The organism is [Clostridium] aerotolerans DSM 5434 (assembly GCF_000687555.1).
Taxonomy (GTDB): domain Bacteria; phylum Bacillota; class Clostridia; order Lachnospirales; family Lachnospiraceae; genus Lacrimispora; species Lacrimispora aerotolerans.
On the sequence record NZ_JHWJ01000005.1, the window covers coordinates 210,609 to 223,319 of the forward strand.

Genomic DNA, 12,711 nt, shown 5'->3' on the forward strand with positions numbered 1-12,711 from the left:
AATATATAAAACAATTTATTCAGGTGCACATGAAAAAATCCTTTTTCCGTCTGCTTTCCGTAGCGGCCCTGCTTTTTCTCCTGTTCCGGCCGTCCATCGCTTACGAAGGAGCAAAAAATGGGCTTATTCTGTGGGGCTCTGTGGTGGTTCCTACACTATTGCCTTTTATGATCTGTTCCAATGTCATTGTGACCTTAAATGCGATTCATATTCTGATATTTCCGGTAAAAAAACTTTTGCACCGGTTTTTCTGCCTGTCTGATGCTGGAAGCTATGCCCTGGTATCCGGTCTCCTGTGCGGTTATCCCATGGGCGCAAGAACCTGCAGCGACTTTATGGACAGCGGCCGTATTTCAAATAAGGAAGGGAGATACCTTCTTGCCATCTGCAATCACTCCAGCCCCATGTTTTTACTTGGCTATGCTGCTTCCGCCTTGCCCGCCCAGGTTCCGGTTTCACTGCTTCTTCTCTCTGTTTACCTTCCCATATTTCCTGTCTCACTGGCTGCAAAGGCACTTTACCAGGTGAAAGAACCAGAACGCTCCCTGCCGGTAAGTAAAAAGGCCCAGCGCTCCTTTGATGACAGTCTGATGGACTCCTGCGAGGTCATGGTTAAAATAGGCGGCTACATCATGCTGTTTTCCATTCTTGCTCTTTACATAACAAAGTTTCCCATGGAAGCACCAAAGTACAAGGCAGTGATACTTGGTTTTGTGGAAATCACCACGGGAATCAAGGCCATTTCAGAAGCCTTTCCAGGCGCTTTATGCGGATTTTGGATTGCAGCCGCTTCTGCTTTCGGAGGACTTTCCGGAATCTTTCAGACAAAGAGTGTCATAAAAAATGCCGGATTATCCATCCGGCACTATGTAGCATGGAAGGCTTTTCACTGCCTCCTAACCATTATCCTGTTTATTCTGCTGTCCCGGGTTCCGGCACTTGTTCCGTTCCCATAACGGCTCCGGTCAGTTCCTGACGGTTTGAGGAAACGATATCATAGCTTGACTGCATGGAAGTCATAAATGCATCAAAACGGCCTTGTGCGCCTTCCATGGAATGGCTGATAATCGTCTGCAGGCTTTTAAGCATATCATCGGTATACTGGACAGAGCTCTGTCTGATTCCGTTTGCATCTGCCACAGCCTTCTCTACGATCTGCTGTCCCTGCAGGCTGGCCTGCTCAATGATTTCATTGGCCTGGGCATAGGCTTTCTGCATAATTTCGTGTTCATTGACCAGTTCATTGGTCTGAGCATTGGCCTGGGCCAATATGGAATCCGCCTGCTGGCGTGCTTCGTTCATAATTGCATCCCGGTTGCTGATGATTTTTTGATACTGCTTGATCTCATCCGGGATACGAAGGCGCAGTTCCACCAAAAGCTCCTCCAACTCGTCCCGGTTCACCACGATCTTACTGTTAGACAGGGGCTGATACTTGCAGCTATCAATATATTCTTCAATTTCACCAATTAACTGCTCAATTCTACTCATCATAAATTCGAACACTCCTTACTTTTATTTCATTCTATCTTCCATTTTCTTCATCACACGTTCCGCTACTTCTTCCGGCACAAACGCGTTTATCTCTCCGCCAAAAGCGGCAATCTCCTTCACAATGCTGGAACTCAAGTAAGAATATTTAAGATTCGTCGTCAAAAACACAGTATCCACTTCCGGTGCTATGACGCGGTTGGTCTGTGCAATCTGCAATTCATATTCAAAATCTGTTACAGCGCGAAGCCCGCGGACAACCGCATCCGCCTGATTGGCTCGTACAAAATCAACTAAAAGTCCTCCAAACGCTGTTACTTCTACGTTCTTTAAATCTCTGGTTAGACTCTTTAACATATTAACACGTTCTTCTACAGAAAACAACGGCGTTTTTGAATTATTATTTAAAACTCCTATAATTAAATGATCGGACATTCTGGCCGAACGTTCAATGATATCCAGATGGCCAAAGGTCACCGGATCAAAGCTTCCCGGATATACTGCTTTTCTCATATGCTTCTCTTTTCCCCTATTACTTTTTCTCTATAAAAATATGCTTGTTCGTTTTATAAGTCTTTTCCTTTACCATCTGGTATCCCATGTCTTCCAGATAATCAAACGAAGTCTCCAAAGATGCCTCTGTAATAATGACGGTATGCTCATCTATCATGGTTGAATTTATAAGTGCTTCCAAAACTCTTTTTTCCCATTCCAGGTTATAAGGGGGATCCATGAAAACATAGTCAAAAACATATCCCTTTCCTTCCATTCTGGAGATGCCTGTTAAAACATCACAGTTCATGACAATTGCGCCGTCTTCCAGCTTGGTTGTCTTCAAATTTTCCCTGATGCATTCCGCTGCTTTTGGATTTTGCTCTATCAATACTGCAAATCTTGCTCCACGGCTTAATGCTTCAATTCCAATGGCACCGCTACCAGAAAATAAATCCAGAAAACAACAATCAGCCATGTCTGTATTTATCATATTAAAAAGCGTTTCTTTGATTCTGTCTGTGGTAGGTCTGGTATCCTGACCTTCTATTGTTTTTAATAAAAGCCTTCTGGCTTTTCCTGCAATCACTCTCATTAGAATTCCTCACTTTATTTATCCAAACTATTATAGTATGAAACCTAAAGATATACAACAAGATTTTGTCCTGAGATTCTTAAATTTATAAGTTATTCAGTCTTAAAAATTTACAAAGAAAAGGAGCCGCAGCCCCTGTAAATAAATTCATATTTACCAGGCTGCGGCTCCACTTTTCTTTTTTTGTTTACAGATTATTTACCTGCAAGCTGTCTCTCATAGGATTCGATCATTTTCTTAACCATATAACCGCCTACAGAACCATTCTGTGCGGAAGTTAAGTTACCGTTGTATCCATTGGTTAACGGAACACCTAATTCGTTTGCTACTTCCATTTTGAAACGATCCATTGCTTCTCTTGCCTCTGGTACATTTGTAGTGTTAGATTTTCCTGACATAATAAAATGCCTCCTTTTCATCTATTTCACCATGTGTTCGTTTGTTTTTTTTACATGGTGTGTTTTGTGCTACACTCCTATTATGGCTGAAACAGAATGAAATACACTAGAAAATTTTAGGAAATTTTTTAACCCTCATAACCATTCTTACGCAATGGACATTTATGATTCAGATGACAGCATTTTTTCAATGTTTGTCCGCATAAGCTGAAATGCCACTTCATTCATTCCGCTGTTAATAATCACGTCAGCAAGCGGCTTTGTAGGCTCAACATAAAGATAATGCATGGGCTTTACCGTTGTAAGATACTGTTCTACAACTCCTTCTATATCTCTGCCCCGTTCTTTGACATCCCGGATCACACGGCGCAGAATCCGTTCGTCCGCATCTGCCTCTACAAATATTTTAATATCAAACATATTTCTTAAACGTTCATCCGCAAAGACTAAAATTCCTTCTACTAATATAACTTTCTTTGGCTCCACTCTTACGACTTCATCGGAACGGTTATGCATGGAATAATCATAGATCGGACATTCCACTGCTTTTCCTGCCCGCAGCATGGTTAACTGATTTAATAAAAGCTCTGTTTCAAATGCCTCCGGATGATCGTAATTCATCTTCTTTCTTTCCTCAAAGGGAACTCCATCTTGCTTTCTATAATAATTATCATGATAAAGGACTGCTATATTGTCGCTAAATGCCTCCTTTAACCGATTCGTAAAGGTTGACTTTCCTGAACCGGTTCCTCCGGCAATACCTATTATTACACTTTTCATCTTTCGCACTCCTTTAAACTCTTTTGGATCATATTCATTTTTATCTAACTATGGTAACGCTATCGCTTAGTACCCGGTCATTCCCAATGGGATTATCTGTACATACAACCTTTTTTAATTGATTTAAATTTTGTAATGGTTTTAAATCTGATACATAATTTCCACTGATGTTAATTTCTTCCAGCGAGGGAAGAGAAGAAGCAAATTCAATCCCTGTAAGAGTATTATCTGCTAAACTAAGTTTCTTAAGTCCTGGAAATTTCGCAAAAAAATCTTTGTGTTCGTCAAGAACTACCTTATCATAATCGACGGAATAGATACCGTTACCGCCGGATACTTTTACGTTCTTATATAACTTTACACCATCCATTTCCAATATCTTCAAAGTTTCTGTAGGCTGAATTTTATCAAAATTGAGTTCACATTCTACTCCATTTAAATATAGTTCCTGTATCGATGGTACCTGGAATATATTGGAAATATCTTCATACGTCGTCATTCCGCTTACATTGAGATATTCAAGAGACGGTATGGATGATACAAAATTTAAATTTTGAAAACTACCGGATAACCATCCGCAGGTCAGTTTTTTCAAATTTGTAAGGCTGGCAAAAACATCAGGATTGTTCACCTTGCAACGATCCAGATTCAGTTCTTCCAATGAAGTCATGGAACTTAAAAAGCCTACATCAGAAGCTCGAACTAAAGTGAGTTTCATGATTCCCGGGAAATGTGTCATATCCGGCTGCGGAATATTACTTGGTATTTCCAGAAAAAGTTCCTTAAGCCCCGAAAGTCCCTCTATTCCGCTTAAATCCTTTATCTCATCGCAATCTGTAATGGTCAGATTCGTTAGACCAGAATGATTTCTAAGTTCGTTAACCTCTAAAATCTTAGCATCTTTTAATGAAAAGGTTTTTAAGTTTGTAAGGCCTGATAAAAAGCTTAAATCCCGGATCATCTCTGATTCCAGAGAAAGCGTTTCAAGATTAGGAAGTACGGAAAGTACGGAAAAATCGTTGATACTGTCTCCGTTTCTAATGGTTAAGCTCTTTATGGACTTGGCTGTGACCAGCGTTTTAATCTCATTTAAATTTACACCATTAATAGTAAGACTCTCAAGATTTTTAAATTGATCCAACCCTTCCAGATTGTATAGGCCTGATACAAATTGGACCTCTTTTAAATTTGATACATCAGGATATATTTCTGCCAGTTTTAAGGGAGAATCCAAATTACAGCTGATTCCTTCTAAAGTAAGACCCTTTAAAGATTCTTTATTTACATATCCGCTCATCTCAAGCTTTTTAAGACCAGTAAATCGTGACACCAGATCATAATCAAATGTTCCGCTTTCTTTTGGATATGAAAGCCATGTAAGCTGCGCGTTTGTATCTTCATAAGGATTATCAAGGCTGTATCCTATTTGAAGATCGTCTATTGTGTATGTAATGTTGAGCCATTTAATCTTAGACAGTTCTTCTTCTGTCAGTTCCTGGGCAGGACGGCCAAGTGCAGTCTCTGCCATCATACCAAGAGGCCCTGATAAGGGTTTTACAGAGGTCTGACTGCTATCAACAGTGGCCTGAACTGCTCTTTCCCCTTTGTCCGCCCCAGATTTGAAAAAGATACCTCTGACTGCCACATTAATTATAAATAATACAAGGACCAACAACAAAATCCTGGGTAGAATTCCAGCTCCTGAGTTTACTCTCTCCGCCTGGACCGATGAACCTGTGTCCTTTTCATGGGAAAAGTGCACATTGTCATCGTGATCTGATTCTATGGCATAGGTTGTGTTACAATACTCGCAGACCGCTATATGGGGATTCTTTTCATCAATCCTTAAGGTACCATTACAGGACTTACACTTTAATTCTGTTATTTTCATCTCAAACTCCCTAAATGCTGTTTCAAATATTTACCATACATATTCTAGCAGAATCAATGGTTATATTCAATTCTTTTTAAAGACTTATTTGTCACCAAAGAAAGGTCCAGTTCTTAAAAGCAAGAACTGAACCTCTCATCATTCTATGTAAACGCAGTATATTCATAGTCTACAGCTGCTTTGGGTTTTATGGCATTATAATAATTAGCTTTTGTTACTGTTACATATGGATTAACATAAATAGATGCCAGGCCAAATGTAGCAAACAACAACAGAAACCACAAAATGAATGACAGTTCAAGAACAAAATATTCAAATTTATGACCGATCATCATTTCCTTACTCTCCCTGATACACTGCAGAATTCCCTTTTCCGGATTCTCCGCCAATATGAATACAGCCTGGGAGTAGCGGTAAGTTGCAATAATACCTGGTACAATAAACACCAAAAACCACAATACGGTAAAAATAAACATCATAAAATATAAACCAAGGACTTTAAACAGATACCGAATTCCAATGAAAAGATCACTATAGGACATAGAAGAATCCCTGTTGGAAAACTTCAGACAAAGCAATTGGTATCCAAAATCAAGAATTGAGGAAAATAAAAAATAAATTATAAAAAATCCAAGGCTGATAAGTACATACGATGATAATTGGGATAGGTCTTCATATTCTCCCGTCTGAAATAATATCATTCCCCAATCATCGAGAGCCTTTTGAACACCAGATATGATGAACATGATAATACCATAGATAATAGTTACACCATATGGGCTGATTGCCGCAACTCTCATGGCTTCCTTTGCTCCCATCTTTAACTCTCTTCTATCCATTACACGCCTCCTTTCTCACTATGAATGATTCTATTATAGATTCAGCTTATCATAGCTCTTAGCCAGATACTCCTCCAACCGAATCTTAAGCTCATAATGCTCTTCTTTATGAAGCTCCGGATCACCTTGAAACAACAGCTTTACTTCCTCAGATACCGTCTTTAATATATTGGCATCCGTAAAAATATCACCCAGCTTAAATTCCAGATCACCGCTTTGGCGGATACCAAAGATATCTCCAGGTCCACGAAGCTTTAAATCTTCAGAAGCAATAAAAAAGCCGTCATTTGATTTGTTTAGAATATCAAGCCGCTCCTTAGTTCCGTCCTGGTCGGAACCATTAACCATGATACAATAGGACTGGTGTTTTCCACGGCCGACTCTTCCTCTTAGCTGATGAAGCTGAGCCAGGCCAAACCGTTCTGCATTTTCAATCATCATTACAGTAGCATTCGGTACATTGACACCTACTTCAATTACAGTAGTGGATACTAAGACCTTGATCTCTCCGCCGGCAAATCTCTCCATGATCTTATTTTTTTCTTTTGGTTTCATCTTCCCATGGAGATATTCCACTGCAATGCCTGGAAGTTCTCCTTTAAGGACCTTTGTATAATCCACTACATTTTCCGCATCAATCATCTCACTCTCTTCCACCATGGGGCAGATTACATAGGCCTGACGGCCGGCAGCAACCTCCTGGCGAATAAATTCATAGGCTTTCTTCCGATATCCCGTATCTACCACACAGTTTTTAATTGGGAGACGGTTGGCTGGCAATTCGTCAATGACTGAAATATCCAGATCCCCATAAATAATAATGGCAAGAGTCCGTGGAATAGGAGTTGCACTCATGACCAGCACGTGAGGCTCTTCTCCTTTTTTTCCAAGCATCTCTCTTTGCCCCACACCAAACCGATGCTGTTCGTCCGTAATTACAAGGGCGAGCTTATCATATACCACCTTTTCCTGAATGAGAGCATGGGTGCCTACAATGATATCGGCTTCGTGAGAAGCAATTCTTTCATAAGCAATCCTCTTTTCCTTTGCGGTCATAGATCCGGTAACAAGAATGGGTACCTTCTCAATTCCATGAGCCTCAAAGAGCTCAGTCATGGATTCAAAATGCTGTTTTGCCAATACCTCAGTTGGTACCATAAGAGCTCCCTGATATCCGTTATAAGCAGCTTGTAAAAGTGCCAGAATGGCTATAATGGTCTTACCGGATCCAACATCACCCTGAACCAGACGATTCATTACCTGGCCTCCGGAAATGTCCTTATAAACTTCTTTTAACACATTTTCCTGGGCCTTTGTCAGCGAATAAGGAAGGCTTTCTTTTATCTCTTCCACAGTAGAAGAAAGCTGGAAAGAAAACTTACTTTTTTTATCCTCTCTCTGCTCCTTTAGTCTCCTGACCGCCATTAAAAATAAAAAGAATTCATCAAATACCAGTCTTTTTCTGGCAAACAGCAGTTCTTTCCGGTCTTCCGGAAAATGTATATGTTCAATGGCAAAATTATATTCCGCCAGTTCATGCTTCTTTCTTAAATCAGCAGGCATATAATCCCGGACCATCATACGATTCTCCAAGGCCTGTTTTACAGCTCTGACCACCGTTTTATTGCTGAGTCCCTTGGTTTGTCCATAAATCGGCTGCATGGAGTGAACGACCTGCTCATAAGCCTCCGGAGTAAACACCTCTGGCTGCTCCATGGTAAGGCGGCCGCTTTTCTTTACGATCCTTCCCCGGAAAATTGCCCTCATGCCAGCCTTTAGGGTGGAATGAAGATAAGGCATATTATACCAGGTCAAAGCAAGGGTTCCCGTAGAATCCTTTAGAGTCGTTGTGATTACCTGAATATGACTGTAACGCTTTACATCCGGAGTTTTATAAAGCATTCCTGCCACAGTCATGACACGGTCCGGCTTTAAATCTCCAATCAAGGACGGTTCCTCATAGGTATCGTAAGCTCTTGGATAATATTCCAGGAGATCTTCTACCGTTTCCACTCCCACTTTGTAAAACAATTTTCCGGTTTTATCTCCAATTCCCTTTAAGGTATCAATGGGTTCACGGTTCATGGAACATACACCTCCAGGTTCATTTTAAATAGCAAAAATCCGGGCAGACGAAATCCCGTCTGCCCGGGAAATAATACACCTTATTCCACTGAAATCAGATAATAATAGATGGGCTGCCCACCAGCGTGAAGCTCTACTTCACAGGCAGAGAAAATCTCTTCTGCTTTCTCTTTTAACACATTGGCATCGTCCTGCTTTACATCTTTTCCATAGTAAATAGTAACAAGCTCAGATTCTTCTTCTACCATTGACTTAAGGGAATGGAGCACAGTAGATTCTATGTCTTTTCCAACTGCCAGAATGCCTTGATCACCTAGAGCCATGATATCGCCTTCCTTGATCTCTATGTCGTCAATCACAGTATTGCGCACTGCATAAGTAATCTGTCCGGTTTTTACTCTGGACATCTCTTCAATCATATTTCTTTCATTGTCTTCCGGAGAAAGATCTGCCGCAAAATTGATGATTGCAGTAATTCCCTGAGGAATGGTCTTTGACGGAATCACAACTACCTTTTTATCTTCTACCAGTCCCTTTGCCTGCTCAGCTGCCAGGATTATATTCTTATTATTTGGAAGAATATAGACCGTATCAGCATTAACACGGTCAATGGCATTTAACATATCTTCTGTACTTGGATTCATGGTCTGGCCGCCTTCAATGAGATAATCGGCTCCGATACCACGGAAAATCTCATCAAGCCCTTCACCTGCAGAAACAGAAATAAATCCATAAGGCTTTCTTGGCTCCGCCTTTTTCTCTCTTTCTGCTTTTTGCTGCTCCGCCAGTTTTTCTGACTCTTTAATTAACTTCTCCTGATGCTCTTCTCTCATATTATCAATCTTCATACGGGATAAAGAACCATAGGTAAGAGCCCGTTGAATAGCAAGCCCGGGATCATTGGTATGAACATGAACCTTTATCATATCATCATCAGAAACGACTACAAGAGAATCACCAATGGATTCTAAATAGTCTTTGAATTCCAGTTCAGTCTTTTCGTCATATGGTTTTTCCAGATTAACAATAAACTCGGTACAATAGCCGAATTTAATATCAATATCTCCCAGGTGAGCGGTTTCCGTTCTGGTCTGGAACAGCTGGCTGCTTCCTTCTACAGAAAGGTCAACCTCTTTACCCATAAGGCAGTCAAAGGCTCCCTTTACTACCTGCATGAGTCCCTGTCCGCCGGAATCCACAACGCCTGCCTGCTTTAATACAGGGAGCATCTCAGGAGTCTGACTTAAAACGTAATCTCCGTGTTCAATCACCTTCTGGCAAAATTCGATTACATCTTCTGTCTCAGTCACCAGTTCTGCCGCTTTATCAGCCATACCCTTTGCAACGGTAAGAATGGTACCTTCTTTCGGCTTCATTACTGCTTTGTAAGCAGTCTCCGTAGCTCTTACAAAAGAGTTGGCTAAAACTGTTGTGGTCACCTGCTCTGTTCCGGATATCTCTTTTGTAAAGCCACGGAACAACTGGGATAAAATTACGCCTGAGTTTCCTCTGGCTCCTCTTAAAGAACCGGAAGAAATTGCTTTTGCCAAAGTTTCCATGGTTGGATTTTCAATGGCGGCAACTTCTTTGGCCGCTGACATAATTGTCATGGTCATATTCGTTCCGGTATCTCCATCCGGTACTGGAAACACATTTAATTCATTAATCCATTCTTTCTTGGCTTCCAGCCCTTTTGCACCTGCCAGAAATGCCTTCTGCAGCATTTTGGCGTCTATATACTTCATACCCACAGGTAGTTTCCTCCTTAATCGATCACTCTTACGCCTTCAACGTAGATGTTAATTTTATCTACCGTCATTCCGGTGAATTCTTCTACTTTGTATTTTACATTTTCAATCAGATTATCAGCTACTGCAGAAATACTGATTCCATATGCAACAATTACATGGAAATCAATGATAATATGGTTGTCCTGAATATTCACATTGATTCCGTGAGTCAGGCCCTCCCGCTTTAAAAGCTTTACGAGTCCATCCTTCATGCTGACAGCCGCCATACCGACAATACCGAAGCATTCTACCGCAGTAGTTCCGGCATACATAGCGATAACATCAGGGCTTACCTGGATTTCGCCCAGTTTATTATTGATATAACCCTTCATAGTCTCTACCTCCGTTCTTTCTGTCTGTTTTGATTATACATGATTTTTCCAAAAAAAGAAACAAATTTTTAATTTTCACTTGCAAATCATGGTGTTTTCTGTTATCATACACTTGTTGTGGATTTTTCAACCATAAAAAATCCAAGTAGCTTTTAAGGAGGTGCAATCATGGCTAAATGTACAATTTGTGAAAAAGCTGCTCACTTTGGTAACGCAGTGAGCCATTCCCATAGAAGATCTAATAAGATGTGGAAAGCAAATGTAAAGTCCGTTAAGGTGAAGGTTACAGGCGGCTCTAAGAAGATGTACGTATGTACTTCCTGCTTAAGATCCGGATTAGTTGAAAGAGCTTAATCGAAGGAAACTCCTGGCTGTTTACAGTCAGGGGTATTTTTTTTATTATATAGGAAAGTTCTACGAACTCCCCTATATAATAAATTTTTAAAGGGGGACGGTTTCTCATGACCAGTCCCCCTTTTATGATTTATGGCAATGCTCTCTCAACAGCAGAACAGATTATATCCCAATACCAGACATCCAATAATGAACAAGATCGTAACGATTGTCGCCGGGATAAATAGCAGGATCGCCATACCTGCTCCGAAACAGAACAGCATAAGCCCGCATACTCTTCTCATATCATCCCTCAATTCATTCAGCTATATGATATCCTATGCGGCTTATCCCCTGCTTATTCCTCTCCTTTTTCCTTCTCCTGTGCGGCAGCCATTTCTTCTGCTACTTTTAACGCATCGGAAGAGACTTCTTTTGAGCCTCCCGCAAACTTATTCACAAAATCAGGAACCATGTCAAGGATCTTGGTAACTGCATCCTGCTGTTTGATGTTCACCAGCTTTGTTACTCCATTCTGAATAATAAGAACGGCACTGGGGCTCATCTTTGCGTGCATTCCGCCCGCTCCCCGCTGTTTTGCATTTTCTGCAAAAGAACCGGCAGCCATGCCACAGGTCACATCAACCAGGGGAAGAATGATTGCATCGTCAACCTTAACTGCATCTCCCACTACTGTTTTCGTCGCTACAAAGGCATCCATCCCTTTAAACAGGGCTTCTACCGTAGATGTAAAATTATTCTCTGCCATCGAAAGCAATTCCTCCTTTATCGAAGCCATTTCCTCAACAGAATTCTGAAGTTTTTATCCATCAGCATACGCAGTCCTATGATCAGCACTGTGCCCAGCCGAATCCTTCCGCGAAATGTTCCTTCTGCCTGAAACACCGCATTGTCAAAGACCGGATATAAATCAAGATGCTTATGACAAAACGGGTAGACCACACTTGCATACATCAACACCTGACCTGTCAGATAAGGGTCATCAAATCCAAATGTAATACTTCCTTTTCCCCTTAAGGGGAGAACGTGACGGATGAGTTTTTTCCCTTGCCTTAAAAGCAGCTTTACTGTTTTCTGGTTATTCTCATTGTTGATCCAGGAAAAAATTTCATCTTTTTTTTCTTTTACTGTCTTCAGTGTATCATATACTCTGTGAAAAAAAAACTTAAGTTTTGCGAAAAACCGTAGGATTCTTCGCTTCACATTCTCCCACCATGTCTTATAAAAGGGAGTTTTTTTTGTTTTCACTACTTTTTTGGCTGGTGGAATGTTTTCAGGACGTTCCTTTATTTCTTCCCGAACTTCCTCCTTCATCTCTTTGGCATCCTTTACAGGCTCCGGCTCGATTCTTTCCATGGCATGAACCATAATATCTTCTGCTTCTTCCAGCTCTCTGTCCAGCTTTTTTTGCTTTAAAATCCGAAATCCGAATAAACGAACCGTTACCGTCAGGCTCTTATCATACCGCAGCCGTATGGAAAGGATATGTAGCAACCAGGATATACCGACACTTCCCTTTCCTTCCCCATAATAGGAACCAGAACCACGATACCTGACAGGTACAAAAAGCACGGCCAGAAGAACCACCAAAAGAAGTCCCAGAATGACCAGCAAAAGAAGTCCTAAGATTTTTAATATCAATAAAATTATATGAAGCATGGACA

At 40.9% G+C, this 12,711-nt stretch carries 15 protein-coding genes; 2 read left to right on the top strand and 13 right to left on the bottom strand.

Annotated features, from left to right (window positions below; translation table 11 throughout):
• Positions 1–29: 29 nt before the first annotated feature.
• The gene (locus T546_RS0109350; RefSeq protein ID WP_026891382.1) at positions 30–956 is read left to right on the top strand and encodes a nucleoside recognition protein; all 927 of its coding nucleotides are present in this window, start codon (positions 30–32) and stop codon (positions 954–956) included.
• On the opposite strand, the gene T546_RS23210 is transcribed toward T546_RS0109350, so the two are convergent.
• The 10 genes from T546_RS23210 to T546_RS0109400 form a co-directional block, all read right to left on the bottom strand.
• Positions 913–1,494: a vacuolar family H+-ATPase subunit H gene (locus T546_RS23210; RefSeq protein WP_051629703.1), complete on the bottom strand. Its 582-nt coding sequence runs from the start codon at positions 1,492–1,494 to the stop codon at positions 913–915. The two genes, T546_RS0109350 and T546_RS23210, sit on opposite strands and share 44 nt — an antisense overlap.
• A 21-nt stretch (positions 1,495–1,515) precedes the next feature.
• Positions 1,516–2,004 carry a pantetheine-phosphate adenylyltransferase gene (gene coaD, locus T546_RS0109360; RefSeq protein ID WP_026891383.1) on the bottom strand — a complete coding sequence of 163 codons (489 nt, stop codon included), beginning with the start codon at positions 2,002–2,004 and terminating at the stop codon, positions 1,516–1,518.
• Positions 2,005–2,023: 19 nt separating this feature from the next.
• Entirely contained in the window at positions 2,024–2,578 is a 555-nt protein-coding gene (gene rsmD / locus T546_RS0109365; protein ID WP_026891384.1) for a 16S rRNA (guanine(966)-N(2))-methyltransferase RsmD, read from the bottom strand.
• Between the two features lie 194 nt (positions 2,579–2,772).
• On the bottom strand, positions 2,773–2,976 hold the full coding sequence (locus T546_RS0109370) for an alpha/beta-type small acid-soluble spore protein (protein WP_024835829.1): 204 nt from the start codon (positions 2,974–2,976) through the stop codon (positions 2,773–2,775).
• Between the two features lie 162 nt (positions 2,977–3,138).
• Positions 3,139–3,756, bottom strand: a complete 618-nt coding sequence (gene udk, locus T546_RS0109375) for a uridine kinase (RefSeq protein ID WP_026891385.1) — start codon at positions 3,754–3,756, stop codon at positions 3,139–3,141.
• 40 nt (positions 3,757–3,796) lie between these two features.
• Positions 3,797–5,647 (bottom strand): leucine-rich repeat domain-containing protein, encoded by a 1,851-nt coding sequence (locus T546_RS0109380; RefSeq protein ID WP_026891386.1) that lies wholly within the window; start codon positions 5,645–5,647, stop codon positions 3,797–3,799.
• Positions 5,648–5,790: 143 nt separating this feature from the next.
• On the bottom strand, positions 5,791–6,486 hold the full coding sequence (locus T546_RS0109385) for a DUF975 family protein (RefSeq protein WP_026891387.1): 696 nt from the start codon (positions 6,484–6,486) through the stop codon (positions 5,791–5,793).
• Positions 6,487–6,519: 33 nt separating this feature from the next.
• Positions 6,520–8,571, bottom strand: a complete 2,052-nt coding sequence (gene recG, locus T546_RS0109390) for an ATP-dependent DNA helicase RecG (RefSeq protein WP_026891388.1) — start codon at positions 8,569–8,571, stop codon at positions 6,520–6,522.
• Positions 8,572–8,651: 80 nt separating this feature from the next.
• Positions 8,652–10,322: a DAK2 domain-containing protein gene (locus T546_RS0109395; protein WP_026891389.1), complete on the bottom strand. Its 1,671-nt coding sequence runs from the start codon at positions 10,320–10,322 to the stop codon at positions 8,652–8,654.
• A gap of 14 nt (positions 10,323–10,336) precedes the next feature.
• On the bottom strand, positions 10,337–10,693 hold the full coding sequence (locus T546_RS0109400; RefSeq protein WP_024835823.1) for an Asp23/Gls24 family envelope stress response protein: 357 nt from the start codon (positions 10,691–10,693) through the stop codon (positions 10,337–10,339).
• A 168-nt stretch (positions 10,694–10,861) separates the two neighbouring features.
• On the opposite strand from T546_RS0109400, the gene rpmB reads away from it, so the two are divergent.
• Positions 10,862–11,047: a 50S ribosomal protein L28 gene (gene rpmB / locus T546_RS0109405; protein ID WP_024835822.1), complete on the top strand. Its 186-nt coding sequence runs from the start codon at positions 10,862–10,864 to the stop codon at positions 11,045–11,047.
• A gap of 146 nt (positions 11,048–11,193) precedes the next feature.
• On the opposite strand, the gene T546_RS25535 is transcribed toward rpmB, so the two are convergent.
• From T546_RS25535 to T546_RS0109415, 3 genes are read right to left on the bottom strand one after another with little or no spacing between them, the layout of a single operon-like run.
• Positions 11,194–11,331 carry a hypothetical protein gene (locus tag T546_RS25535; protein WP_013272624.1) on the bottom strand — a complete coding sequence of 46 codons (138 nt, stop codon included), beginning with the start codon at positions 11,329–11,331 and terminating at the stop codon, positions 11,194–11,196.
• Between the two features lie 53 nt (positions 11,332–11,384).
• Positions 11,385–11,795 (bottom strand): GerW family sporulation protein, encoded by a 411-nt coding sequence (locus tag T546_RS0109410; RefSeq protein WP_026891390.1) that lies wholly within the window; start codon positions 11,793–11,795, stop codon positions 11,385–11,387.
• Between the two features lie 17 nt (positions 11,796–11,812).
• Complete coding sequence (locus tag T546_RS0109415; RefSeq protein ID WP_026891391.1) at positions 11,813–12,706, bottom strand: DUF2953 domain-containing protein; 894 nt, start codon at positions 12,704–12,706, stop codon at positions 11,813–11,815.
• Positions 12,707–12,711 lie beyond the last annotated feature (5 nt).

Excerpts from the sequence above, each read along its gene's own strand:
- udk (WP_026891385.1), bottom strand. The coding sequence starts at position 3,756 with ATGAAAAGTGTAATAATAGGTATTGCCGGAGGAACCGGTTCAGGAAAG.
- T546_RS0109415 (WP_026891391.1), bottom strand. The coding sequence starts at position 12,706 with ATGCTTCATATAATTTTATTGATATTAAAAATCTTAGGACTTCTTTTG.
- T546_RS0109370 (WP_024835829.1), bottom strand. The coding sequence starts at position 2,976 with ATGTCAGGAAAATCTAACACTACAAATGTACCAGAGGCAAGAGAAGCA.
- recG (WP_026891388.1), bottom strand. The coding sequence starts at position 8,571 with ATGAACCGTGAACCCATTGATACCTTAAAGGGAATTGGAGATAAAACC.
- T546_RS0109350 (WP_026891382.1), top strand. The coding sequence starts at position 30 with ATGAAAAAATCCTTTTTCCGTCTGCTTTCCGTAGCGGCCCTGCTTTTT.
- T546_RS25535 (WP_013272624.1), bottom strand. The coding sequence starts at position 11,331 with ATGAGAAGAGTATGCGGGCTTATGCTGTTCTGTTTCGGAGCAGGTATG.
- rpmB (WP_024835822.1), top strand. The coding sequence starts at position 10,862 with ATGGCTAAATGTACAATTTGTGAAAAAGCTGCTCACTTTGGTAACGCA.
- T546_RS0109400 (WP_024835823.1), bottom strand. The coding sequence starts at position 10,693 with ATGAAGGGTTATATCAATAATAAACTGGGCGAAATCCAGGTAAGCCCT.
- coaD (WP_026891383.1), bottom strand. The coding sequence starts at position 2,004 with ATGAGAAAAGCAGTATATCCGGGAAGCTTTGATCCGGTGACCTTTGGC.
- T546_RS23210 (WP_051629703.1), bottom strand. The coding sequence starts at position 1,494 with ATGATGAGTAGAATTGAGCAGTTAATTGGTGAAATTGAAGAATATATT.
- T546_RS0109380 (WP_026891386.1), bottom strand. The coding sequence starts at position 5,647 with ATGAAAATAACAGAATTAAAGTGTAAGTCCTGTAATGGTACCTTAAGG.
- T546_RS0109385 (WP_026891387.1), bottom strand. The coding sequence starts at position 6,486 with ATGGATAGAAGAGAGTTAAAGATGGGAGCAAAGGAAGCCATGAGAGTT.
- T546_RS0109410 (WP_026891390.1), bottom strand. The coding sequence starts at position 11,795 with ATGGCAGAGAATAATTTTACATCTACGGTAGAAGCCCTGTTTAAAGGG.
- rsmD (WP_026891384.1), bottom strand. The coding sequence starts at position 2,578 with ATGAGAGTGATTGCAGGAAAAGCCAGAAGGCTTTTATTAAAAACAATA.